Origin of the sequence: Flavobacterium pokkalii (assembly GCF_014596575.1) — a bacterium.
Classification (GTDB): domain Bacteria; phylum Bacteroidota; class Bacteroidia; order Flavobacteriales; family Flavobacteriaceae; genus Flavobacterium; species Flavobacterium pokkalii.
Genome location: NZ_NASZ01000002.1, coordinates 168,872 through 195,039, shown reverse-complemented (window position 1 = coordinate 195,039; position 26,168 = coordinate 168,872). Strand labels below are relative to the sequence as shown.

Here is a 26,168-nt window from a genome sequence, read left to right as displayed (position 1 = left end):
AGCCAGACTTTGGGGAAATTTACCGCAAATTCGCAAATTATATCTTTAGGATTAAATCAAACTGTATCAATAATTATAATCCCAATACGATAAAGCTAAGCAAAAGATAATATCAAAATATCTTGTAAACAAAAAACTCCTACCATGCCGGTAAGAGTTTTTATAAATTTTATTTGTGTCACTACTAGTAATTCCACATATCGGATTCGAAATCACGAATTTTTTCCTTAACACGCTCTGCTTCCAATAACTGGCTTTGGGCATTGTCTTTCATATATTCCTGAATTTCCCTGTCGCCATATACATTTTCTTCTCTGTATATGACACTATTAAAACGTCTGGAATTAAGAATCTGATCGAAGGAAATAGGCATTGCAGAATTTTTTTCATTAAAAGCTTTCGCTTCGTGCAACACTTCACGGGCATCCGGGAAGAATATCCAGAATAATTCGATATAATCTTTCTCATCACTATTCATCGTGTACACATCAGGTGTCACAGGACAAATAGCCAGCAAACGATATTTTAATTCGCTTTGACGTTTATCAAAATACCAGAAACCTTTGATTTTGTATTGCGTAACATCCTGAGCTGTTAAATCAGAACGCAAAATATATTCATCAGAAACTCTTTGACCGGCATTAATTTGCTCTCTACCTGCATCAGTAGTATCAATACGGCTTAAAGAAGCCTGAATGTCTTTATACGTTTTCTTCGTATTAAAATAACTATCCGAATACACTTCTGTGATTTCGCCGCTTTTTATCGCTCTGGTCAAAACATCATACAATGAACGTCTGTCAGAACCGATATTCGCAGTATCAATAGGAAAATAAAGTGGAAAATTAATTTTCTCACTCAAGTCAATAATTTCCCATACCATTCTACCCATCAATACATCTCTGTCATGAACATAACCATAAGCTAATGGTTTGTCATTGTCTGAAATAAGTTGAGCAGGAGTTTTAAGTCCTATTTCCTCCGGAATTTTAGCATTCAACAAATTAGACTGAGCATAAGAAGCTACTCCTCCAATTAAAGCGATTGCCAGTATCAAAAAATTTCTCATATTCTTCATAGTATCATTAATAAGAATCGATGTAAACTTCTGGGTAAAATGTTTTTATTATTGAATTTCAAAAATAACCGGTGCTGTTCTAGGCAATAAATAATTACCTGCTCCAACTAATTTTGTTTTGATTTCAGAAATCGTTACCTGATCTCCTCTTCCTGCTTTAGAAAGAACTGATTTACATTGTGCATTCAATCTGTCTCCTTGTACCACCACAGTTGGTTGTCCGGTAACTTTTAAATTAAATCCTACAACATCCAGATTAACATCAAAGTCGAAATCTACTAATTTTGCTCCAATAGTTGCAATTTCAAGGTTCGATTTAGGCCCTTTTACCACACCCATTTCTCCTCTGATAGTACCTGTTGGTCCAGGAATTCCTTTAATACGGAACACTTTTCTATCTGAAACCGTTTGTCCGTTTGGTAATTTACCTGAAACATTAATAGTCACTTCATTTCCTCCTTGCGGACTCATCACATATTTTCCGTTTCCTACTTTAGATAATCCCGGAGCAGAAACTGAAACATCTTTATCTGAAATTCCTGCAAATGAAACAGAAATTGGATTAGAAACTCCTCTGTACACTACATTCATTTTATCAGCAGAAATAGTAGCTGAATTTGGTTTAGGAACTACTACATATTTTCCTGAGAATTTCAAAGGAATTGTTTTTCCGTCTTCCGTAAATGTAAATTGACCTCCGATTGTTTGCTCTCCAATACCACCAGCTGTTAAAGAGATAACAGCTTGTCCGTTTACGATTTTACCCGGTCCTTGAAAACCTGTTGGTTTTGTATTTTCGTCATATCGACCTAAAACTACTTTACCGGTAACTTGTTCTCCTTGGAAATAAGCATTTTTATCCAAAACCACAATCGCTTGGTAATTACTGTAAGATGCCGCTGCAACCGCAGCTTTTCCTAAAGCGATGCTATACACATCCGATTCTACTTTGTTAATATCATTTTGCCAGGCCGACAATTTTGCCACTGTAGCGATAGCCGGAAATCCTTTAAAATGATATGATAAATATTTATCCTTTAAACCTTCTTTGTTTTTTACATCAGCAAGATTGAATTTTTCTTCAACTTCATTGATGATTGTCGAATATTTTTTCTCTGTTCCTAAAGTCGATTTAATATCTGCTTTATATTGCTCAATAGTAGCAACAATTTCTTTACCTTTTTTAGAATACCCTTCTCCGGTAAACCAGTCATCAACATTATCACCTTTATCCATATCTTCGTATGGTAGTTTTCCTGTTTCCGGATTTACTTCATAACCTTTAGTTGCCTGCTCCTTTAAGGTATTGATATAGTTATAAAAATTATCCGTAATAGTTTTAACTTTATGAGCGGTTTGAGCTGCCACAGCAAACTCTCCTTTAGCCTCAGCTGCTTTAGTATCCAAAGCAGTTAACATTTGATCATTGGTTTGTTTTGAACTTGCATTCGAACTTTCAAATTTTTCGTTCATCAATCCAAAACCTGATATTACTTCTTTCGAAACATTCATTGCCAACATAGCGATGAAAACCAAATACATCAGGTTAATCATCTTCTGTCTAGGGGTTAGTTTTCCTCCTGCCATATTTTCTAATAATTAGTTGGGGTAGTTTTTTTTATAATCTCTTCGAACTTAATTATTATCCTTTATTACTCATTGCAGAAAGCATACCTCCGTAAACATTGTTCAATGAAGAAATGTTAGCTGTCATCGATTGCATTTGCTCTTTCAATTTAGCTGCATTTTCAGCAATTTCTTTGTTAGCTTCTGCATTTCTTGAAGCACTTTCTAATTGAACTTTATATAAACTGTTTAAAGCTTCCATTTGGGCTGCAGCCATAGACAATTCATCACTATATTTTTTAGTAGCAGCAATTCCGTCAGCAGCAGGAGCAATCCCTTTAGCAGCCGATTCGAAGTTTTTGATGCTATTTCCTAAGCTTGCCATTAATTCACCATCAATTTTAGCTTCTTTCAACATCGTATCTAATTTTTGAGATAATAATCCCTGAGCTTCTGAAGCTGATTCCGCTTTTGGTTTTCTGTTAGCGTTTGGAGTTCCATTAGCTAATTCCGGATAAACCAACGTCCAGTCTAATTCATTTTCTACCGGTTCGAATGCTGAAAGTGCAAAGATGAAAGCCTCTGTCAATAATCCAATAGACAACATCAAAGTACCTGTTAAAGGTCCGATTTCAAAGTGGGTAATTTTAAAAAGAGCTCCAACAATTACAACTGCCGCTCCCATTCCGTACGCAAAATTCATTGCTTTTTTACCTAATAATGCCATAATCTTTAAGTTTTTTTAATAGTTAGTGTAGGTTTTTTTATTTGTTAATTTATTTAAGGGTCTTTTTTATCTTCCTCTATTAGCTCTTCCTGTTCCGTTGGCAGTTGTTTGTACTCCCATGTAATCCTGAACAGTTCTGAAACCAATATAACTTCTGGCAGAATCGGCATATTCATAATCTCTGGTACTTACCTGAAGAAAATAAGCAACATCTTTCCAGGAACCACCTCTTACCACTTTTCGTTTATTTGATGCATCTAAAACATTTGGGTTCATTGTAGATACATATTCATAAGCATTTGGATCATAAGAAGAGTCTGTCCACTCCGAAACATTTCCGGCCATATTGTAAAGGTTATAACCATTTGGCTCGTATGATTTGGCTTCAACAGTGTATAAAGCCTGATCAGCAGCATAATCTCCACGGTTAGGTTTGAAATTTGCTAAGAAACAACCTCTGTCACTTTTCGTGTAAGGTCCTCCCCAAGGATAAGTCGCTGATTCCAGTCCGCCTCTGGCTGCATATTCCCATTCTGCCTCAGTTGGCAATCGGAATGAGTTAATTAAATCACGACCAGATTTTTTAGATTTGATATAAGTATTTTTGTTTAACGTTCTCCACGCACAAAAAGCTTTTGCCTGAGTCCATTTTACCCCCACAACCGGATAATCTCCATAGGCTTTATGCCAAAAATAATCGTTGTGCATTGGTTCGTTGTAAGAATAAGAGAAGTCTTTAATCCAAACTGTAGTATCCGGATACACTTTCACTTCTTCATTTCTGATAAAATCTTTTCTTTTTCCAACTTTTGCTTTAGCAGCAGCTTGGATATCCATCCAGGAATAACGGAATTTCAATTTTTCAACATCAATCGTACGCAATCCGTTGTACGCTTCCTCGATTGGAATATACATCGAATCCATAACCTCTGTATAATATTCATCAGGATATAATTTTGGATCCTTGATTAATTTTACTTTTCTGTTTAATTTTCTTCCTGCATAAGGATCTTCGGCTGTACCAATACTATAATAGTTGTCGTACATATATTTATCATAAGCCGTCATTTTCTCAGGATCAGCATCATTAAAGGCAAAATCACCAATACTTCCTGCATTTTTTCCTTTCCCTTTACCATCACCTCCTGGTTTTGTTCCGGTTTCATCAGCCAAAATAGCTAATTTCATACGAATAGTAGAATCCTTAACCCATTCTACAAACTGGCGGTACTCACTATTTGTAATCTCAGTTTCATCCATATAGAAAGAACGCACCGTTACAGTTTTAGTTTGAGCATCCTGAACTCCGGCAACATCTTCATCTGCTTTTCCCATAATAAAAGCACCTCCGGGAACTAAAGCCATTCCATACGGTTTTTCCGGATGCCATTTAGCTCCTTTAACACCGACCAACTCGCCTTTATCACTTGATTTTCCACAGCTTGCTAAAAGTGACAAAATTGTCATAAACGTAATGAACTTCTTCATACAAATTCGGGTTATATATTCTTTACTTTTTTCGTTTGTAAACCTATTTATTATTTAGCAATAAAACAATATTTTTTTCTTCTTATTAAACACACACCCAAATGTAGAGTTAAATAAATTATAAAAAAAATATTTTATCGATAAAAAGCACAAAAACACGATTAAAAACATGTTTTTTTAATAAAAATAAGCTTTAGATTACAAAAATATAGAGAAAGAAATTAACAAATTAACTCTTTTTATTTATAAAAAAACGCAGTTATAACACATTTTTTCTTTGCGCTTTCCACCATCTTTCCGGTAATTCCTGATTACAGGCCCCCAAATATTCTTCATAGGAACATGGTAACAACGTATTTCGCTTTAATTTATTGTTCCCATTAGCAACAAAAGGTATTTCTATCCACCAGCGATCCGTTTTATCACTTTTATAAAACACCAAAGTCTCTTCTTCAATAGGAACGCTGTATTTGATGTAATTTTCACGACTTCCAAAAGGATATTCCTTAGAGCGATAATGAAACCCTTCTATAAAATACCATAAAATCTGAGCAATTAAAACCGATTCCTTACTAGAATTATAATGATTAAAAATACCAAAAACAGAAACCTTATCGCTAATTCCTGCATAACGGGCTAAGGCACAAATCTCTTTTCCGTTAAAACCATTAGGCTCAAATGAAAAGAAATTACCCGAATCGGATGATTTCACAGCTGTTAAATCCATACTCACAATATCGGCATCCCTAAAAACCGGTTCGGCAATAGCAATATTATTAGAAACTTCACCCAAACGATAGCCATCAAAAAACAGTTTTTCGATCAAATCAATTTCTTCCTGAGAATTATAATAAGTTTGGTAACCAATATTGCAAAAATTAAACAGATTGTTCGGTTCATCAACAATAATTTGACTCAAATAGGAATTAGCAGACATCAGTTCTTCTTCTTTACCAAAATCAAATTTACTGTCAATGGCAACTAAATTCACCATTTGCTCTAATTCGTCATAAGCACGATAAAGACTATATGTTAAATCCTGCGAACCACCAATAACAACCGGAATTATCCCTTTTTTAATCAAATCAGAGACAACTTTACGCAAAGCAAAATAAGTATCTTCTTTCGAATTTCCAGGCAAAATATCACCCAAATCAGCAATTGTAGCATCCCAGTTTCCCGGAAACAAACGATACAACTCCTTTCGGATTAGCGATAAATCCTCAGCTTCATCTATTATGATATCACTACCGCGATTTTCCAAAACTCCAATTAAGGCAATTTTTACCTTATCCAAATCCGGAAACTCTTCTTTGGTATGAAAAACCACCTTACTCCCGAACTGTTGAGAGCTTAACGATTTTAACATCTTTAAGACTTCATCATTTATTGGCTCCAGAAATTCTAATCCCATCATAATTATTTATTCTCTTTATTTATTTCCCAAGAATAAAAGGAAAAACGTTTTATTTCTTTTTAGTTGTCGTTTTTTTGGCAGCTGTTTTTTTAGCTGGCGCTTTCTTGGCTGGTGCCTTTTGAGCTATCATTTCCTGAACTTCCGCCAATGTTAATTTTGAAGCATCAACATCTTTACTCAGTTCAATTTTAATTTTCCCTTTTAAAATCACCGAACGTCCCCATCTGGCCTTTTCAACAACAATTCCTTCTTCTTCCCAATTATGAATGACCTTATCAATATTCTTCTGGATTTTTTCCTCAATCAGGGTTTCAATATCATCCTGTGACAAATTATCAAAATCATATTTCTTACTCACATTGATAAAAATGCCATCCCATTTGATAAATGGTCCGAAACGCCCCGTTCCTTTTTGAACCGGTTCACCTTTATAAGTAGCAATTGGAGCGTCGGCTTTTATTTTTTCATCAATTAATTCCTGTGCTCTTTCTTTAGTAACCGCCAATGGATCTTCGCCTTTTGGCAAAGAAATAAAAACACTTCCATGACGCACATAAGGACCAAAACGCCCGTTATTCACCTCTACTTCTTCATTTTTATAAGTTCCTAAAGCTTTTGGCAACAAGAATAAATTCAAAGCTTCTTCCAGTGTGATGTTTCCAATATTTTGCTCTTTCATCAAACTGGCAAATTTCTTATCCTCATCTTCCGCATCACCAATTTGAGCCATTGGTCCAAATTTCCCTAAACGAACCGAAACCTGTTTTCCTGTTGCCGGATCAACACCTAAAATTCGCTCTCCGCTTTCTCTGTCGGCATTTGCTTCCACATCTTTTACCGTAGGATGAAATTGATCGTAAAACTCCTGCATCATCTTCGCCCACTCGATATTTCCTTCGGCAATTTCGTCAAAATCCTGTTCTACTTTTGCCGTGAAATTATAATCAAGGATGTTTCCAAAATTTTTCACCAAAAAGTCGGTTACAATAGTTCCAATATCTGTTGGCACTAATTTTCCTTTATCAGAACCGGTATTTTCCTTCAACAATTTCTCCCCAACTTTTCCGGATTGCAAAGTCAATTGGGTATAATTACGCTCCTGACCATCCAAATTTCCTTTTTCTACATAATTTCTGTTAATAATTGTAGAAATTGTTGGTGCATAAGTCGAAGGACGACCAATTCCTAATTCTTCTAACTTTTTAACCAAAGAAGCTTCGGTATATCTTGCAGCGGGGCGTGAATAACGCTCAGTTGCAGTTATATAATTATTTTGCAAATTTTCATTCACTTTCAAGGCTGGCAACATTCCTTCCTGTTCTTCCTCATCGTCATCATGTCCTTCCAAATACACTTTTAAGAAACCTTCAAAAAGCAATACTTCTCCCGAAGCAGTGAATAATTCATTGTGATTATTCGCAGCAATTTTAACATTGGTACGCTCTAACTTCGCATCACTCATTTGCGAAGCTAAAGTTCGTTTCCAAATTAAATCATACAAACGCGCCTGATCTCTGTCAATATCAACCGAATGGCGGGACATATCAGTAGGACGAATCGCCTCGTGAGCTTCCTGAGCTCCTTTATTTTTATTGGCAAAAGTTCTTGGATTCGAAAACTCCTTACCATAAGATTTTATGATTTCAGCCTGAGCTGCATCCATCGCTTCTTTAGACAGGTTCACACTATCCGTTCTCATATAAGTAATCAACCCCGCCTCATACAAACGTTGTGCTAACTGCATCGTAATCCCAACCGGCAAATACAATTTACGAGCCGCTTCCTGCTGTAAAGTAGAAGTGGTAAAAGGTGCTGTTGGGGATTTTTTGGTTGGTTTCGTTTCTAAATCGGAAACCTTATAAGCAGAACCGATATTTTTATTCAAAAAATCTTCGGCTTCTTTTTTAGTAGTAAAGTTTTTAGGCAATTTGGCTTTAAAAGCTTTTCCGGCTTCATTAGTAAATTCGGCGACAACCGAATAAGTAGCAACGGCTTTAAAATCCTGAATTTCGCGTTCACGTTCTACAATCAAACGAACAGAAACCGACTGTACACGACCAGCCGACAATCCGCCTTTGATTTTACGCCATAAAACCGGCGACAATTCGTAACCCACCAAGCGATCCAATACTCGACGTGCCTGCTGCGCATTTACTAAATTATAATCAATCTCACGCGGATTATCAATTGCTTTTAAAATAGCATTTTTGGTAATCTCATGAAAAACAATTCTTTTGGTTTTCTTTTTATCTAATTTTAATTCTTCCGCTAAGTGCCAAGAAATGGCCTCTCCCTCGCGGTCCTCATCACTTGCTAACCAAACCGTTTCGGCATTTTTAGACAAGGTTTTCAGTTTACTAACCAAGGCTTTTTTATCAGGAGAAACTTCATATTTGGGTTTAAATCCCTGTTCCACATCTACTCCTATTTCCTTAGAAGGCAAGTCGGCAATATGCCCGTAACTTGACTCCACCTGGAAATCACTTCCTAAAAATTTCTCTATCGTTTTCGCCTTTGCAGGTGACTCAACTATTACTAAATTCTTTGCCATTGCTTAATTTTTCTCAGACAAAAGTATCTATTTTTTTTAAATACAAAGACTTTCGCATTTTTTTTTGAAAAGATTTGACGCAATGCTCATCAGAGAATAAGTTTCCTTTTTCCTTTCATTTATTACAAATTCTTCTCCTTAATTATAATAGTACACAAACATTTCCAACCAACTTTATCCAAATTCCATCCCCTAAAAACAATCCAAAAACAAAATCAAAAAATACTGTTAATTCTTCATCTGACATCTTGTCATATCTATTTGATTTCACTTATCTTTGTACTCTGAAACAACTTAGAATGGAAAAGATTATAGAAGAGAGCAAACAAGGCGAAAGTCTTGTCTTGGAAAACAAACCTGAAAACAATAAAAAACTTTATATAGAAAGTTATGGTTGCGCAATGAATTTTTCGGATAGCGAAATTGTTGCCTCCATTTTATCCACTAACGGATATAACACCACACAAGTTTTGGAAGAAGCCGACTTGGTTTTGGTAAACACCTGCTCCATCAGAGATAAAGCAGAACAAACCATCCGTAAACGTTTGGAAAAATACAATGCTGTAAAACGTAAAAACACCAAAATGAAAGTGGGTGTTTTAGGCTGTATGGCCGAACGTTTGAAAAGTCAGTTTTTAGAACAGGAAAAAATCGTTGACTTGGTTGTAGGGCCGGATGCATATAAAGATTTACCAAATCTTTTAACTGAAGTAGAAGAAGGTCGCGATGCCATTAACGTTATCTTATCTAAAGAAGAAACTTATGGTGATATTTCACCTGTTCGATTAATGAGCAACGGAATTACCGCTTTGGTTTCGATCACCCGTGGTTGCGATAATATGTGTACTTTTTGTGTAGTTCCTTTCACAAGAGGTCGCGAAAGAAGTCGTGAACCTCAAAGCATCATGGCTGAAATTCAGGATTTATACGAAAAAGGCTTTAAAGAAGTTACTCTTCTGGGGCAAAACGTAGATAGTTATTTATGGTATGGCGGTGGACTGAAAAAAGACTTTGACAAAGCCTCTGAAATGCAAAAAGCGACTGCCGTAAATTTTGACCAATTATTAGAAATGACTGCGCAGGCTTTCCCGAAAATGAGAATTCGTTTTTCGACTTCCAATCCACAGGATATGCACGAAAGCGTTTTACACGTAATTGCTAAATATCCTAATATTTGCAAACACATTCACTTACCAGTTCAGTCCGGAAGCGACCGTATTTTGAAAGAAATGAACCGTTTGCATACCCGTGAGGAATACATGCAATTAGTTGACAAAATATACAATATCATTCCTGGTTGTGCCATTACACAAGATATGATTACCGGTTTTCCAACAGAAACGGAAGAAGATCATCAGGATACCTTAAGCTTAATGGAATATGTAAAATACAACTTCGGATATATGTTTGCTTATTCCGAAAGACCTGGAACTTTAGCCGAGAGAAAAATGGAAGATGATGTTCCTGAAGAAACAAAACTAAGACGTCTTCAGGAAATTGTAGACTTACAGCAAAAACACTCTTTAATAACATGTCAGGAATTTATTGGAAAGACAGTTGAAGTTTTAGTTGACAAAATTTCAAAAAAATCAGCAAATGAATTTTCAGGAAGAAATTCACAAAATATGACAGTTGTTTTCCCGAAAGAAAACTATCAAATCGGTGATTTTGTGAATGTAAAAATTACTTCTTGTACCAGTGGAACTTTAATTGGTGAAGCGGTTGGTTTAAGTGACATGAATTAGGTTTGTTTAGCCACAAATTACACAAATTATCACAAATTAAACTTTCTACCTTTCTGGACAAACTAAAACTAAAAGACAATGGAACTTTACAAGCAAAAAGAAAATTATCAAATTATTGGTATTTGCATGGAAGTTCATCGGATTTTAGGCCCGGGTTTGTTAGAAATAGTATATAAAGATGCATTAGAAATAGAATTCAGAAAAAACAATATCCCTTTTGAAAGAGAAAAAGAATTCACAATTAATTACAAAGGAAATATACTTCCTCATAAATTTTATGCAGACTTTATTGTATATGATGAAATAATTTTAGAAATAAAAACCGTTAAAGAAATCAACAACGAACATATAGCACAAACACTTAACTATATTAAACTTGCAGATTCACAAATTGGAATTATCGTGAATTTTCAAAACAAGTCACTAACCCACAAACGTTTAGTTATTTAATATAATTTGTGAAAATTTGTGTAATTTGTGGTTAATGAATACAAAAATGACCAGAAGACAATTAATCATAGCAATAGCAACATTCATACTTGGTTTTGGAGTAACATTCTTTGTAATCAGAACGTATTTTCCAAAACACAGAGTTGAAAACAACCATACTATCAAAGACACTTTGACAAACGATAAAGAATAAACTGCGGATATACGTTTAACAATAATGAGATTGCTTCGTGCCTCGCAAAGAAAACATGGAAACAGTTCAAAACATAAAACAACGCTTTGAGATTATTGGGAATGACCCAAAGCTCAATCGCGCCATAGAAAAAGCTATTCAGGTTGCTCCTACTGATATTTCGGTATTGGTAACCGGAGAAAGTGGTGTAGGTAAAGAAAATATTCCTAAAATCATCCATTCGCTTTCACACCGAAAACACGGTAAATACATTGCCGTAAACTGTGGAGCCATTCCGGAAGGAACTATAGACAGTGAACTTTTTGGACACGAAAAAGGTGCTTTTACCGGAGCCACCAGCACTCGTGAAGGTTATTTTGAAGTTGCCAATGGCGGAACTATTTTTCTGGATGAAGTAGGTGAATTACCTCTGACAACTCAGGTTCGTTTACTTCGTATTTTAGAAAACGGTGAGTTTCTTAAAGTAGGTTCTTCTCAGGTTCAAAAAACGGATGTGAGAATTGTAGCTGCAACAAATGTTAATTTGTTCAACGCTATCGAAAAAGGGAAATTTCGTGAGGATCTATATTATCGTTTAAGCACGGTAGAAATTGCCTTACCTCCATTGAGAGACCGCAAAGATGACATTCATTTATTGTTTCGAAAATTTGCTGCTGATTTTGCGCATAAATACAAAATGCCTCCGCTAAAACTAGATGAAGGCGCTGTTCAATTATTGCAAAAATACCGTTGGAGCGGAAATATCCGTCAGTTGCGAAATGTAGCCGAACAAATTTCTGTCTTAGAAACCAATCGTGATATTTCCGGCGCTACGCTACAATCCTATTTACCTCCTACTGAAGGCAGTAATTTACCTTCAGTAATTAACAGTAGTAAAAGCGAAAGCGATTTTAGTACGGAAAGGGACATTTTATACAAAGTACTTTTTGACATGAAAAGTGATTTGAATGATTTAAAAAAACTCACTTTGGAACTCATGAAAAGTGGCGCTGCCAAAGCTCAGGACATCAATCCGAATTTGATTCAGAAAATATATGGCTCTAAAGAAGACAGTGAAATTGAATTTGAAGAGCAGCCTGTAACTGCGGTTGTGACGCCAACGCACACCGAAAATTACAGCAATCCTGATGACAATTATCTTTTTGCCGAAACGATCGAAGAGGAAGAAGTTTTACGTTTGGAGCAAAAGGAAATCGAAATGATTAAAAAATCATTAGAAAAAAACAAAGGAAAAAGAAAAGCGGCAGCTGACGAATTAGGAATTTCAGAAAGAACGCTTTATAGAAAAATCAAACAATTCGACTTGTAAAAAAATAAAAACTTAAATTCCAATTATTATATTTGGACTCAATTGGAATTTAATACCGAAATTTCAGGTTTGGAATTTTGCCAATAAACAATATGAAAAAAACACTTTCTTTTTTTGCTTTAATTAGTCTCTTTATGTTGAGCAGTTGTGGGATTTACAATTTTACCGGAACCGGAAAAATTGATGCCAAAACCTTTCAAGTGAATTTTTTTGCAAATAATGCCGATTTAGTTGAACCAGGACTCGACAGAAAATTCACCCTTGCCTTACAGGATATTCTTCAAAATCAAACCAATTTGAATTTGGTTAAAAATGGTGCCGACTTAACTTACGAAGGAGAAATTGTAGATTATCGAATCAGCCCGATGACTGCTACTGCCGATCAGCAGGCAGCACAAAACCGATTAAAAATAAGAATCAATGTCCGATTTTTTAATAAAAACAAAGAAACAGACGATTTTGAAAAACCATTCGAGTTTTATTACGATTATCCGGCAACCACACAATTACAAGGCGCTGTTTTAGACACCGCATTAAAAGAAATTTTTGACCGAATCACTCAGGATATTTTCAATGAATCTTTGGCAAAATGGTAAATTGAAGTTTATTTGATTAACCGTTTATCTGTTTAATCGATTAACAAATAAACGGTTCCACGATTAAACAAAAAAACAATGAACGTAGGCGATTTTACTTATTTAATTAATCATCCGAATACAATTACCGACAAGCAAACCCTTGCTTTAGAAAATGTATTGGAGGAGTTTCCATATTTTCAAAGTGCCAGAGCTTTGCGCCTTAAAGGGCTCTACAATGAAAATAGTTTTAAGTACAATTCGGCTTTAAAAGTTACAGCGGCACATACTACTGACAGAGCTGTTTTATTTGATTTTATCAGTTCAGAGGATTTCAATGCGATTCAAAAAGAATTATTTGAAAAGAAAAAAAGTGAATTACTTTCCATAAAAGTCATCGACAGCATAGAAGTAATTGCTAAAAAAGAAATTGAAGAAACAATTTCAAATTTTGAATTACTAAACAGCACTGTTGAAGAAGAAACTATTTCCCAAACCACAGAGGAAAAACTGGAATTGGGAAAACCTTTGGAATTTTCTAAAAATGAAACCCATTCTTTCCAGGAATGGCTGCAACTTTCCAGAATCCAACCAATTGTTCGGGAATCAGAAATAAAAGAAAACGCTATTTCTTCAAGTCCTGAAGAGGATTCGAAAAAGAAAAAAGAAGCAATTATTGATAAATTTATTCAGAACAACCCAAAGATTCCGTCAATCAAACCGGGAACTGCGTCAAACTTTAGTATAGACATTAATAAAGACGACACTACTTCGCTAATGACCGAAACTTTAGCCAAGGTCTATTTGGAACAAAAAAAATATCAAAAAGCAATTCAAGCTTATGAAATATTAATTTTGAAATATCCAGAAAAAAGTAGTTTCTTTGCAGACCGCATAGCGGATATTAAGATTTTACAACAAAACAATAATTAAGTAATAATGAGCACATTTTCAATTTTTTTAGTTTTAATCACTATAGTTTGTTTTCTACTAATTGTAGTAATCATGGTTCAAAACCCTAAAGGTGGTGGTTTATCATCTTCAATCGGTGGTTCTCAAATGCTGGGTGGTGTACAAAAAACGACTGACTTTTTAGATAAGAGTACCTGGACTTTAGCTATCGTTTTAATCGCCTTGATTATCTTATCAAGCTTAAGCTTCACCGGAGCTGTTAGCGACACCAATTCTAAAATTATTGACAATACGGAAGCTGCGGTTCCTGCAACTCCTGCTGCTAGTCAGCCAGCTGCACCAGCAACTCCTGCTCCTGCAAAATAATTCATTTATTTGAATGCACATAAAAAAATGCCAGCCTGTCAAAGCTGGCATTTTTCATAAGAAAAAATGGCAGTAAAATTTGACTGGCATAATTTCTGAATAGCAAAAAGCAAATTTTAATTTAATAATAAAACATAAAAAATCATGACATTAAACATTAAACCACTTTCAGACCGTGTTCTGATTGAACCAGTTGCAGCCGAAACTAAGACAGCGTCAGGGATTTTTATTCCAGATACTGCCAAAGAAAAACCACAAAAAGGAACTGTTGTAGCCGTAGGAAATGGCACAAAAGATCATGAAATGACCGTAAAAGTGGGAGACACTGTGCTTTACGGAAAATATGCAGGAACCGAATTAAAATTAGAAGGAACCGATTATTTGATTATGAGAGAAGACGATATTCTGGCAATAATCTAAAAAAGAGTATTAAGAATTAAGTACAAAGTATTCAAATTTTTAAAACACAACATTAAAAAGTAGAAAATAAAAATGGCAAAAGATATTAAATTCGATATTGAAGCACGTGACGGATTAAAACGTGGAGTTGACGCATTAGCTAATGCAGTAAAAGTAACTTTAGGACCAAAAGGTCGTAATGTAATCATTGGAAAAACCTTTGGAGGACCAACAGTAACCAAAGATGGTGTTTCTGTTGCCAAAGAAGTAGAATTGAAAGACCCATTAGAAAACATGGGAGCTCAAATGGTTAAAGAAGTTGCTTCTAAAACTAATGATTTAGCCGGAGACGGGACAACTACTGCAACCGTTTTAGCGCAGGCTATCGTAAAAGAAGGTTTGAAAAACGTGGCTGCCGGAGCCAATCCAATGGACTTAAAACGTGGTATCGACAAAGCTGTTGACGCTATCGTTACTGACCTTGCAAAACAATCTCAGGTTGTAGGAAGTGACTCTGACAAAATCAAACAAATCGCTTCTATCTCTGCTAACAACGACGAAGTTATCGGTGAATTAATTGCTACTGCTTTCGCAAAAGTAGGAAAAGAAGGCGTAATCACTGTAGAAGAAGCTAAAGGTACTGATACATTTGTTGATGTTGTAGAAGGAATGCAATTTGACAGAGGATATCTTTCTCCATATTTTGTTACCAACTCTGAAAAAATGGAAGTGGAATTAGACAGCCCTTACATTTTATTATACGACAAAAAAGTTTCTTCATTAAAAGAATTATTACCGGTTCTTGAGCCAGTTGCTCAATCAGGAAAACCATTATTAATTATTGCTGAAGATGTTGATGGTGAAGCATTATCAACATTGGTAGTAAACAAATTACGTGGAGCATTAAAAATTGCTGCTGTAAAAGCGCCTGGTTTTGGTGATAGAAGAAAAGCTATGCTTGAGGATATCGCAATCTTAACAGGTGGTACTGTTATCTCTGAAGAAAGAGGATACACTCTTGAAAACACTACTATCGAAATGTTAGGAAATGCTAAAAGAGTAGCTATCGACAAAGACAACACAACTATTGTAAGTGGTTCTGGTGATGCTGAAATGATCAAAAACCGCGTGAACCAAATCAAAGGTCAAATGGAAGTGACTACTTCTGATTATGACAAAGAAAAATTGCAAGAGCGTTTGGCTAAATTAGCCGGAGGTGTGGCAGTTCTTTATGTAGGAGCAGCTTCAGAAGTAGAAATGAAAGAGAAAAAAGACCGTGTGGATGATGCACTTCACGCAACTCGTGCTGCTGTTGAAGAAGGAATCGTTGCCGGGGGTGGTGTCGCTTTATTAAGAGCTAAATCAGTTTTAGGAAGTCTTGTTGCTGACAACGCTGACGAAGCTACCGGAATCCAAATCGTTTCCCGTGCTATCGAAGCTCCATTGAGAACTATTGTTGAAAATGCTGGTCTTGAAGGTTCAGTAGTTGTTGCAAAAGTAGCTGAAGGACAAGGTGATTTTGGTTACAACGCTAAAACTAACGAATATGTGGATATGCTTAAAGCAGGTATCATCGATCCTAAAAAAGTAACTCGTGTAGCATTAGAAAATGCTGCTTCGGTTTCAGGAATGATTTTAACTACCGAATGTGCTTTAATCGACATTAAAGAAGAAAATGCCGGAGGTGGAATGCCAATGGGTGGCGGAATGCCGGGAATGATGTAATCTCGACATTAGACAAATAAAAAATCCGTTCTGAAGCTATCAGAACGGATTTTTTTATGCTTATTTTTTAAAATTATTCGTCTTTTGAAGTCGGTAATTTTTTAGTCAATTTAAGAATAACCGGAGAAAGTGTTACAACAACCAATCCAATAACAATAACTTCAATATGCTCTTTTAAATCTATTCCGAATTTTTCAAGTAAAAAACCATACAGATAATGACCGGAAAAAATTAAGGTGAAAGACCATAAAAAAGAACTCACCACATTAAAAAACATGAATTTCTTCTTATCCATGGTAACAATTCCGGCTACTATCGGCGCAAAAGTTCTAAAAATAGGCAGGAATCTGGCAAAAATAATTGCTCTCCCTCCATGTCTTTCAAAAAAATCTTTAGACTGAATAAGATAATTTTTCTTAAACCAAAAACTATCCTCACGATTATACAAATAATAGCCGCTCTTAGCCCCAAACCAATAACCAATCATATTACCCAAAATACCTGCTAAAGCTACCAACGTTGAAAGTAAAGTCACATTAACAAAATCGCTGTCAATAAACAGAATATTCTCAATTAACTCCCGATTGTAGATTCCGGCAAGAAAAAGCAAACTATCACCCGGCAAAAAGAAACCGGCAAACAAACCTGTCTCCGCAAAAACAATAAACAATACGATATAGATTCCTAATTTTATTCCATTTATATCAAAATGAATGTAAAAAAGTGGGTCTATTAAATTCTTCCAATCAAAGCTATTCATTCTCCCGGATTTTATTCAAAATATTTTCGAGCGTGAAAGTAAGAATAAATTATATCAACCACAATTTATTCATTCCATTTAAAGTTTAATTAACGATAAAAAACAGCCTTTCAAACAAGTAAAGAACTTTTTCATCAAATTAAAATTTAAATTCCTGTCCCATCAGCGGAACTGAGCAATTAAATCCGTAATGTTCTCTTATTTTGATACGCAATTCGTCGGCCGCCGCAGGTTCACCATGAACTAAAAATACTCGCTGCGGCTTTTGTTCTAAATCAGATAACCAATCCAATAAATCAGCCTGATCACCATGAGCCGAAAGTCCGTTTATTTCGACAATTTTAGCTCTTACGGTATAATAAGTTCCAAATATCTTTATCGCCTTAGCTCCTTCAATCAATTTACGCCCTCGGGTTCCTTCAGCCTGATAACCGACAATTAAGATTGTTGTTTCAGGAAGTCCGATGTAATTTTCTAAATAACCTAAAACCCTTCCTCCGGTAATCATACCACTCGCCGCAATCACCACTTTTGGCCCTTTATGATTGATGGCCGCCAGCGTTTCTTCGTAATCGGAATTAATCACAAACATTTTGCTCATCGTCTGACAATCGGCAAAATTTAACTTGTGCCATTTGGTATTATTAAAAAAGACTTCAAAAGCACCTACTCCCATTGGAGAATCAACGATATAAGGAATATTTGGAATGCGACCTTCTTTTTTTAATTCCCACAATAAAAACATAATACTCTGAGCCCGCTCTACAGCAAAACTCGGAATAATAACTGTGCCGCCTTTTTTAAAAGCTTCATTAATATATTCCTCTAATTCTAATTTTGGATCAGTATCAGGATGCAAACGATCACCATAAGTACTTTCGAGAAATACTAAATCGGCATTTTTAGGTTTTATCGGCGGATACAACAACACATCATTATCTCTACCGACATCTCCTGAAAAAACCAGCGTTTTACCTTCCAAACTCACAGCAATACTACAGGCCCCGATAATATGTCCCGCCAGAAAAAAAGTAGCTTCGATATCCTCTCCTAACACAATTGGAGTCTCCGGTTGAACAACAGTGAGCAGCGGAAAAACATTTTCTGCTTCTTTAACCGTATATAAAGGTTCTGCAATTTGGTGTTTCGAGCTATTTTCCTGATTGGCCTTCAAGGCATCTTCTTCCTGAATCTTAGCACTATCTACCAAAATCAGCTTAGTAATTTCCTTCGTAGGACCGGTACAATAAATTTTACCCGTAAACCCCTGACTTACCAATCTGGGCAACCAGCCACAATGATCCAAATGTCCGTGCGTCAATAAGACAAAATCGATGGTGGAGGCTAAAACCGGCAAAGGTTCCCAATTTAACTCCCGCAAGGATTTTACACCCTGAAATAATCCGCAATCTACTAAAAAACGAACATCATTACTCTCTATCAATGTTTTAGACCCCGTTACTGTTCCTGCCGCTCCGATAAATTTAATTTTCATAATACCGTATTATTAGTAACACTTACACAATTCGTTAACTTCTTTTAAAACATTTTTAATCCGATGCGTACTAATTCCTATTTCCTTCAAATCAACTCTGTTGTCTTTTAGTTCTTTTACCAAAATCACATCCAGCAGTAGTAATTTTTCTTTTTCCGCCTTCGTCAAAGTTGTCAAACAGGTTACCGGATACAAACAATCATGATTATTTCTGGATTTCAGACTTCTTTTTTCAGGATAATCCCAACTCAGCAAATGAATCCCGGAACATTCGGCAAAAGCAATCGCATCAGCCGTAAAACGCGTATTGGTTACAATCCAGCAATTGTTAATTTGCTCTTTATTCGAAAAAAGAGTGTAATTATTCTCCCTTAAATCATTGAATCGGGAATAGACATACAAAGGCACTTTTACATCCGAAGCTGCTTCCCGCCCACCATGAAACTTACACTCCACCATCGAAATCACATTGTTTTTTTTCAGTAAAATATCTACTTCGTGCATGACACAGTTTCCCTGCAAAACAACATTAGTCTTAGTTTCATATTTTTCAGCTTCAAAAAGACGGGCGATATATTTTTCAAAATAAAATCCTTCCGGGCCTAACATTTCAATAGCCGCACGTAAATTGTATCTCGCAGCATGAGAATGCGTATGTTTTTTTAATAGTGCAAAAGCCTTTTTGTAGATGTTTTTAGTTGAAATTCCCTCGTATATTTCATGAGAAATCTCTTTTAAGATGGATTCTGCGGTATAAGCATCAGCTCCCGAATTCAGTAAGGACTCAGTAAGTTTTTCAGGATTAAAATTAACGACTGCACCGGAATGTTTTACAATTTTCATAGTACTTTAATTAGATATTATCAACTAAAACAGTCTTTTAAAGTTACATAAAAAATCTTAGGAATTTCGTTTTTGAAAATAAAATGCAGGAATAAACAGTAAAACAAATAGTGGCTGAATGAGAAATCTTCGAATATAAAAAAGTAAAAAATTATTATGAGCACCACAAAAATGAATGACCATAAAAAAGGAAATCAGTAAGACCACAAATGCTGTCAAATAAAGAAAAAAAGCAAATTTAATCATCGTCCAATCCCGAAAAATCACATAAATCATCGCTAACGAAAGCAACATATTCAAGCCATAACGAAAACACAAATTTAAAATTAGTCGGAAATTATCAAATTCCGGCAAAGGCATGTGGTTAAAATTGTCTTTAAAATAACTCAAAAAAGGGTCATAAAACAAGACATCTTCATTATAACGAATCAGCACAAAACCAAATAGCAACAATAAAAAAAGTAGTATTTTTAGCGGCCGTGAGTAGTTTTTATCTGACATACAATGAAAATTTATTAACCCAAATTACCCATAAAACAAACACAACTCCGTAAATAAACAAAGGAAAAACAATTTCATGTAGCAAACCTTCGTGATCGGGAAACCAGTACAAAGCCGAACATAACAAAGCTATTCGAACTACATTTAAAACATAAATAAAAAAACTGCCTGCCAAAATAAAAATTAAAGTCGTTCTCTTTTTCCCTGAAAATGCTACAATAAAAGCCGCAAACAAAATAATAACACTAACCGCATTACAACCTTCAATCATACGTGCAACAGCTTGCTGATTGTAAAACAATGTGATAAAACCAGTTTGAAAAACCTCTTTTAACCTAAAATCAACTCCAAATAGATGAAGCAATTGCTTGGTATTTTCAGCAACAAAATGAGTTATACTATCCACTGAACTTCCATCAAAACGCGACAAGTACCCCTGATAAATTAATGTCAAAACCGCATAAGTCAGGAAAAACTTAGCCAGAAAAACTAAAAAAGGGCGATATAGAATTAAGTATTTCTTCAAACTTTGATTTTTATCAAATTTATATAAATTATTATCAATTCTGATTCATTCAAAAAAAACGAAATAAAACTAACTTATTAAATACAAAATTCACAACTCCACAGCTAAACATAATACCGTAAAAACAAGCAAAAACACCAGTTAATAAATTCCATTTAAAACCTCATATTCAAATTATCTAAAACCATAAAAAACAAATTAATCTATAATATTTAAAAATGATACGAGATTAAAACCACTTATAACAATCACAAAAAACAAACCGATAACCAAAGACAATACCTGTTAATTTTATGTTAACATTTTATTTTTAAGAAAACAAAAGAATGTTTATAAAAAACATTATAAACTAATTTATAAATAGATACAAAGCAAAAGAAAGAAAAACAAATGTTAATATTTTCTTAAAAAAAACTACTATGGCAATTTTCTTAAATAAACTACCGAAATTTGTAATCTTAAAATTATATTTTCTATGTTAACACATGGGAATTATATAAAATCAAATGAAACTTTTTTAAACTTTTACCTTTTAACTTTGTTTTTAAATTAGACTCAAATCTTACAAAAATTAACTAAATATTAAAATCATGAAAAAAACAATCGCGACATTGTCAATCATCATGTTATCTTTTGCAGCAAACGCACAAGATGCTGCTGTAAATTCATCAACTGACGTAAATTCATATGACAAATGGTCTATTGAATTAGGAGCAGGTGTAAACAAACCTTTTAGAACATTAACTCCTGGTTACTTCACAAGCACACCAAGCTTTTGGAACGCAGATTTAGGAGTACGTTACATGTTCAATCCTAAATTCGGTTTAAAATTAGATTTTGGATACAACAAATTTCAAGAAGATGATGATTCTTCTAAATTTGACACAAACTACTGGAGAACCGATTTACAAGGAGTAGTAAACCTTGGACGTGTTTTAAATTTTGAAACTTGGACAAACACTATCGGTTTATTAGCTCATGGAGGTGTGGGTGTTTCTATGATGACATCTGACGGTTTTAACGGAACTGATTACATGGCAAATGGAATTATTGGATTGACAGGACAAGTTAAATTAAGCAATTCAATTGTTTTAACCGGAGATATCTCAGGAATCACTAATGGTAAACAAAACCATAATTTTGATGGAATGTCTGCTGCAAACACAGGATTTTTTGACGGTGGAATTTTAAACGGTTCTGTTGGACTTACTTTCTACTTAGGTAAAAACGAAAAACATGCTGACTGGGTTGCTGAAGCTGACAAATACAACAACTTAGACAACCGTTTAACTCAATTAGAAACAGGTTTAATTGATTCAGACAAAGACGGTGTTGCTGACATGTATGATTTAGAGCCTAACACTGTTTCAGGTGTAGCTGTAAACACTAAAGGACAATCTATCGACAATAATAAAAATGGTGTTCCAGACGAATTAGAAAGCTACCTATCTGACAAATTCGGACAAAATAACACTACAACTTCAGGTACTACTGTTGAACAATTAATCAATGATGGATATGTAAATGTTTATTTTGATTTCAATTCATCTAAACCAACAAACTCTTCATTAGCTGGTGTTGATTTCTTAGTGAAATATTTAAAAAACAACCCTTCTGCTTCTGCTCAGGTTATTGGTTATGCTGACGAAATTGGAAATTCAGATTACAACCAAAAATTATCAACAAAACGTGCTGAAACAGTTAAAACTATTATAACTAACTCTGGAATTAATGCTTCAAGACTATCAGTTGTTGGTAATGGAGAAGATGCTTCTGTAAATAAAAATTCAGCTACTGCTCGTCAAATTGTACGCAGAGTTACATTTAAAGTAAAAAACTAGTTAGTTTTTTTTAATTACAATTTAGTATAATAAAAAGGCTGCCAAATAATTTTGGCAGCCTTTTTTATTTCACTTGAGAAACATCTTTAATTTTTTCCCTAAATCAGCCAAATCAAAAGTTTTGAGAAAAATTCAACAAAATTCACTAATGTAATACAAAACTGTCATCTATTTCGCTATATTTGAAAAAAAATAACCAAATATGAAAATCAGCCTATTAACCAACGTATTACTTTTAACTTCAATTACTATATCGGCGCAAATCATAGAACCAACCCGATATAATTTGGATTCTTTAGGGTACCCAACCGATAAAAAAGAGTATAAATACATCCGTGTCGTAGAGAATTACAACAACCAGCCCAATATTTTTATTTTCACAGAATACTACAAATCAGGAAAAATAAAAATGAAAGCCATTTCAACCAAAATGGACGAACCCCGATTTGAGGGCCCAAGAATTGATTATTACGAAAACGGGAACAAACAACGTGAAACACAATACAGTAAAAATCTAATCAACGGGAAACAAACGGAGTGGTATGAAAATCAAAATAAAAAAATTGAAAAAATAATCCACACCGACCCTAAAACTTTAGAATCTCAAACTCAAATTATACAATATTGGAACGAAAATAACGAACAAAAAGTAATTGACGGCAATGGATTTTACGAAGAAACTACAGGAGAAATCTACGAAAAAGGAGAAATAAAAAATAGTCGAAAACAAGGAATTTGGACCGGAAAAAACAACAAAACAAAAAACTCTTTCACAGAAAACTATGAAAACGGAGCATTAATTTCCGGAGTAAGTATTGACGCTAATAATGTTGAACACCCATACAAGGTACTTTTTGAAAAACCGGAATACAAAGAAGGCATGATGGCTTTTTACCAATTTATAGGAAAAAATTACAGAGTCCCATACGGTCTACAAACCAAACCGGGAGAAAAACCAAAACTATATGCTGTATTTAATGTTGATATTGATGGAAAACTAACAGATATCAAAATCGTAAAAGATCTTGGATTAGGCACAGGAGAGGAAGCGATAAGAGTATTGAAAAAATCTCCAAATTGGATTCCGGGAACACACAGAGGGATAATTTCTAAAGTTTCTTTTAGATTACCCATCAGCATTCAAAGCCCTGCTAATTAACCATTAAAATTATCAACATGAAAACAAATCATATACTAATATATTTATTATTCTTATCAATAATTATATCTGCCCAAACATCAAAAAATGACAAGACAATTTTTCTTGATTCACTGCACATTACTACTACTGACAAAAATTACGCCTACATCAGAATAGTCGAAGATTATAAAACCGATAAGGATTCATACACTGTTTCCGAATATACTAAATTAGGAAAACTAAACATGAAAGCTTTTACTAAAGACAAAGACATCCTAAAATTAGAAGGACTCCGCATAGATTTTTACGAAAACGGAAACAAAAAACAAGAATCCAACTATATTGATAACCGCTTAAATGGGAAACAAGCACAATGGTATGAAAACGGCGAAAAAAAATCAGAAAAAGAAATAACTTGGGATTCTGAAAACAAAACTTCCACAATTAAAATATCACAGTTTTGGAACAAAGATGGACAACACACTGTAATTGACGGAAATGGGTTTTATGAAGAAACATCCGAAAAACATTCTGACACAGGTAATATAAAAAACGGCCTTAAAGATGGCATATGGAAAGGAAAATATAACAAAAACTGCAAATACATCGAAGAGTACAAAAAAGGAAAACTAATTTCAGGAACAAGCACAGACAAAGACAACAATGAATACCATTATGATGTACTGGAAAGCAAACCAGAACCTATAAAAGGAATGCAAGACTTTTATCAACACATTGGCAGAAATTTTAAAATTCCAAATGAATACAAATCACTAAACGGAAAAATATTCATACGGTTTATAGTTGATAAAGAAGGTAAAATAACAGAACCCAAAACTATAAAATCCTTGAACGAGACGTTAGACAATGAAGCAATAAGGGTTATTACCAGTTATGAAAAATGGATTCCTGCAAAACAAAGAGGACAATACGTTAAAGTTTTGTACTCTATCCCTATCACAATAAAAGGTACATAATAAAAACTTATTTTTTTTAATTCCATTACTAAAACTATGAAACCAAACCTAATTTTCGTTATAACACTATTTTTCATTAGTCAAATAACCATTGCTCAAACATCAAAAAATGACAAAATCATTTTTCTGGATTCTAAATGGAAAGAGACTACCTCTGAAAACCACAGCTATATAAGAATTATAAAGAATTACAATTCAAAGCAAGACCTTTATAAAATTAAAGAATTGTATAAATCAGGAGCTATTAGAACTGAAGGATATTCTAAAGACAAAAACCAATTTGCCAAAGAAGGAGAAATCATCACCTATTATGAAAACGGAAACAAAAAAGAAATAAATCATTATTCAAATAAGAGATTAGTTGGCAAAGAAGAAGAATGGTATGAAAATGGGAATAAAAAAAGTGAAATTGAATACACCCCTGAAGAGAAAGAATCTCAGAATAAAATTAAAATTTTAAATTACTGGAATACTGATAATAGCCAAACCGTAATTGATGGTAATGGCGATTACGAAGAAAACTCAAAAGATTTCTATAGCAAGGGTAAATTAAAAAATGGATATAAAGAAGGGATTTGGGAAGGAAAAGATCTCAAGGAAAATTTTAGTTTTACAGAAATATACCAGGATAATAAATTTATTTCCGGAATTAGTACAGACAATAACAATCAAAAATACCCATATAAAATATTAAATTTAAAACCAGTACCTAAAAACGGAATACATGACTTTTATAAGTATATCGCCAAAAATTTAAAGTCCCCAAATATTCAAAATTTAAATGGCGAAGTACGTGCAACTTTCTGGATAGATAAAGATGGCAGCATCACTGATATCAAAATATTAAAAGATATTGGCTACGGAACAGGAGAAGAAGTAATACGACTTTTACAATCAATGGAAAAATGGATTCCTGGAATAAAAAGAGGCATTCCTCTCAAAATGCAATTTTCATTACCTATTTCATTTAAAGGAGCAACCGTTAATTATGAAAATCAGAATTCTACACCTGGAGAAGATATAATTAAAAACACCAATTCCCGTTGGTAACAAACTGACTTAAAAATTTATTATTGCCAATTCAAAATAAAGTATTACTTTTGCTGCCGTCTTACAATAACTGTTGGGCATACATAAAAATCATTTAAAAAAATATTAGCATGTATTTAACTAAAGAAGGAAAAGCGGAAATTTTCGCTCAACACGGAGGAAAAGCAGAAAACACTGGTTCTGCAGAAGGACAAATCGCTTTGTTCTCTTTCAGAATCAACCACTTGACTGAGCACTTAAAAAGAAATCGTCACGATTACAACACTGAGCGTTCACTAGTGAAATTAGTAGGTAAAAGAAGATCTTTACTTGACTATTTGAAAAAGAAAGATATCAACAGATATCGTGAAATCATCAAAGTATTGGGTATCAGAAAATAATCAATACAAAAAAGAGGTGCGCAAGTACCTCTTTTTTCATTTTAAAATAGCTCAATATTTCACCATTAAGAAATTAAGAAAAGTTAAGTTTTTAAAACCTTAATATCACTAAATCCCTTAATGGTAAAAAAACTAAAAAAACCTTATTTTCAA

The 26,168-nt window shown here is 34.2% G+C and carries 25 protein-coding genes; 14 read left to right on the top strand and 11 right to left on the bottom strand.

All coding sequences use genetic code 11. The annotated features are described in order from the left end of the window. Positions 1–184 precede the first annotated feature (184 nt). From porN to topA, 6 genes are all read right to left on the bottom strand, one after another. Complete coding sequence (porN, locus tag B6A10_RS02790) at positions 185–1,078, bottom strand: type IX secretion system ring subunit PorN/GldN (protein ID WP_055093803.1); 894 nt, start codon at positions 1,076–1,078, stop codon at positions 185–187. A 48-nt stretch (positions 1,079–1,126) separates the two neighbouring features. Next, positions 1,127–2,665 (bottom strand): type IX secretion system motor protein PorM/GldM, encoded by a 1,539-nt coding sequence (porM, locus tag B6A10_RS02785; RefSeq protein ID WP_055093802.1) that lies wholly within the window; start codon positions 2,663–2,665, stop codon positions 1,127–1,129. Between the two features lie 55 nt (positions 2,666–2,720). Next, positions 2,721–3,371, bottom strand: a complete 651-nt coding sequence (gene porL, locus B6A10_RS02780; RefSeq protein WP_026712285.1) for a type IX secretion system motor protein PorL/GldL — start codon at positions 3,369–3,371, stop codon at positions 2,721–2,723. Positions 3,372–3,437: 66 nt separating this feature from the next. Further along, positions 3,438–4,859, bottom strand: a complete 1,422-nt coding sequence (gene porK, locus B6A10_RS02775) for a T9SS ring complex lipoprotein PorK/GldK (protein ID WP_188219629.1) — start codon at positions 4,857–4,859, stop codon at positions 3,438–3,440. A 259-nt stretch (positions 4,860–5,118) separates the two neighbouring features. Next, positions 5,119–6,273, bottom strand: coding sequence for a formimidoylglutamase (locus B6A10_RS02770; RefSeq protein ID WP_188219669.1), 1,155 nt, complete (start codon positions 6,271–6,273; stop codon positions 5,119–5,121). Positions 6,274–6,325: 52 nt separating this feature from the next. Next, entirely contained in the window at positions 6,326–8,827 is a 2,502-nt protein-coding gene (gene topA / locus B6A10_RS02765) for a type I DNA topoisomerase (RefSeq protein WP_188219628.1), read from the bottom strand. 299 nt (positions 8,828–9,126) lie between these two features. On the opposite strand from topA, the gene miaB reads away from it, so the two are divergent. The 9 genes from miaB to groL all read left to right on the top strand — a co-directional run bounded on the left by miaB (position 9,127) and on the right by groL (position 16,501). Then, positions 9,127–10,572: a tRNA (N6-isopentenyl adenosine(37)-C2)-methylthiotransferase MiaB gene (gene miaB / locus B6A10_RS02760; protein ID WP_188219627.1), complete on the top strand. Its 1,446-nt coding sequence runs from the start codon at positions 9,127–9,129 to the stop codon at positions 10,570–10,572. 78 nt (positions 10,573–10,650) lie between these two features. Then, positions 10,651–11,022: a GxxExxY protein gene (locus tag B6A10_RS02755; protein WP_188219626.1), complete on the top strand. Its 372-nt coding sequence runs from the start codon at positions 10,651–10,653 to the stop codon at positions 11,020–11,022. A gap of 46 nt (positions 11,023–11,068) precedes the next feature. Further along, a complete protein-coding gene (locus B6A10_RS02750; protein ID WP_238929353.1) occupies positions 11,069–11,215 on the top strand; it encodes a hypothetical protein in 147 nt (48 codons plus the stop codon). 55 nt (positions 11,216–11,270) lie between these two features. Then, positions 11,271–12,524, top strand: a complete 1,254-nt coding sequence (locus B6A10_RS02745) for a sigma-54 interaction domain-containing protein (protein WP_188219624.1) — start codon at positions 11,271–11,273, stop codon at positions 12,522–12,524. A gap of 92 nt (positions 12,525–12,616) precedes the next feature. Beyond that, a complete protein-coding gene (locus B6A10_RS02740) occupies positions 12,617–13,120 on the top strand; it encodes an LptE family protein (RefSeq protein ID WP_026712292.1) in 504 nt (167 codons plus the stop codon). Positions 13,121–13,198: 78 nt separating this feature from the next. After that, positions 13,199–14,032, top strand: a complete 834-nt coding sequence (locus tag B6A10_RS02735; protein ID WP_188219623.1) for a tetratricopeptide repeat protein — start codon at positions 13,199–13,201, stop codon at positions 14,030–14,032. Positions 14,033–14,038: 6 nt separating this feature from the next. Beyond that, complete coding sequence (secG, locus tag B6A10_RS02730; protein WP_026712294.1) at positions 14,039–14,377, top strand: preprotein translocase subunit SecG; 339 nt, start codon at positions 14,039–14,041, stop codon at positions 14,375–14,377. A 144-nt stretch (positions 14,378–14,521) separates the two neighbouring features. Beyond that, a complete protein-coding gene (locus tag B6A10_RS02725; protein WP_026712295.1) occupies positions 14,522–14,797 on the top strand; it encodes a co-chaperone GroES in 276 nt (91 codons plus the stop codon). A gap of 72 nt (positions 14,798–14,869) precedes the next feature. Next, positions 14,870–16,501: a chaperonin GroEL gene (groL, locus tag B6A10_RS02720; protein WP_188219622.1), complete on the top strand. Its 1,632-nt coding sequence runs from the start codon at positions 14,870–14,872 to the stop codon at positions 16,499–16,501. A gap of 73 nt (positions 16,502–16,574) precedes the next feature. Here groL and B6A10_RS02715 read toward each other — a convergent pair whose 3' ends face one another. The 5 genes from B6A10_RS02715 to xrtF all read right to left on the bottom strand — a co-directional run bounded on the left by B6A10_RS02715 (position 16,575) and on the right by xrtF (position 20,626). Next, a complete protein-coding gene (locus B6A10_RS02715) occupies positions 16,575–17,261 on the bottom strand; it encodes a DedA family protein (protein ID WP_055093784.1) in 687 nt (228 codons plus the stop codon). Positions 17,262–17,400: 139 nt separating this feature from the next. Then, positions 17,401–18,756, bottom strand: coding sequence for an MBL fold metallo-hydrolase RNA specificity domain-containing protein (locus tag B6A10_RS02710; RefSeq protein WP_188219621.1), 1,356 nt, complete (start codon positions 18,754–18,756; stop codon positions 17,401–17,403). 12 nt (positions 18,757–18,768) lie between these two features. Beyond that, positions 18,769–19,599 (bottom strand): restriction endonuclease, encoded by an 831-nt coding sequence (locus tag B6A10_RS02705; protein WP_188219620.1) that lies wholly within the window; start codon positions 19,597–19,599, stop codon positions 18,769–18,771. Positions 19,600–19,656: 57 nt separating this feature from the next. Then, a complete protein-coding gene (locus tag B6A10_RS02700) occupies positions 19,657–20,100 on the bottom strand; it encodes an exosortase F system-associated membrane protein (RefSeq protein WP_188219619.1) in 444 nt (147 codons plus the stop codon). Then, on the bottom strand, positions 20,090–20,626 hold the full coding sequence (xrtF, locus tag B6A10_RS02695; protein WP_188219618.1) for an exosortase family protein XrtF: 537 nt from the start codon (positions 20,624–20,626) through the stop codon (positions 20,090–20,092). The genes B6A10_RS02700 and xrtF overlap by 11 nt, the downstream gene beginning before the upstream one ends. 590 nt (positions 20,627–21,216) lie before the next feature. On the opposite strand from xrtF, the gene B6A10_RS02690 reads away from it, so the two are divergent. The 5 genes from B6A10_RS02690 to rpsO all read left to right on the top strand — a co-directional run bounded on the left by B6A10_RS02690 (position 21,217) and on the right by rpsO (position 26,015). Beyond that, entirely contained in the window at positions 21,217–22,467 is a 1,251-nt protein-coding gene (locus tag B6A10_RS02690; protein ID WP_055093776.1) for an OmpA family protein, read from the top strand. A gap of 202 nt (positions 22,468–22,669) precedes the next feature. Then, a complete protein-coding gene (locus B6A10_RS02685) occupies positions 22,670–23,626 on the top strand; it encodes a toxin-antitoxin system YwqK family antitoxin (protein WP_055093774.1) in 957 nt (318 codons plus the stop codon). A 17-nt stretch (positions 23,627–23,643) separates the two neighbouring features. Beyond that, positions 23,644–24,585, top strand: a complete 942-nt coding sequence (locus tag B6A10_RS02680) for an energy transducer TonB (protein WP_055093772.1) — start codon at positions 23,644–23,646, stop codon at positions 24,583–24,585. A gap of 36 nt (positions 24,586–24,621) precedes the next feature. After that, positions 24,622–25,635, top strand: coding sequence for an energy transducer TonB (locus B6A10_RS02675; protein ID WP_188219617.1), 1,014 nt, complete (start codon positions 24,622–24,624; stop codon positions 25,633–25,635). Between the two features lie 110 nt (positions 25,636–25,745). Beyond that, positions 25,746–26,015 (top strand): 30S ribosomal protein S15, encoded by a 270-nt coding sequence (gene rpsO, locus B6A10_RS02670; protein ID WP_026712305.1) that lies wholly within the window; start codon positions 25,746–25,748, stop codon positions 26,013–26,015. The last annotated feature ends 153 nt before the right edge of the window (positions 26,016–26,168 follow it).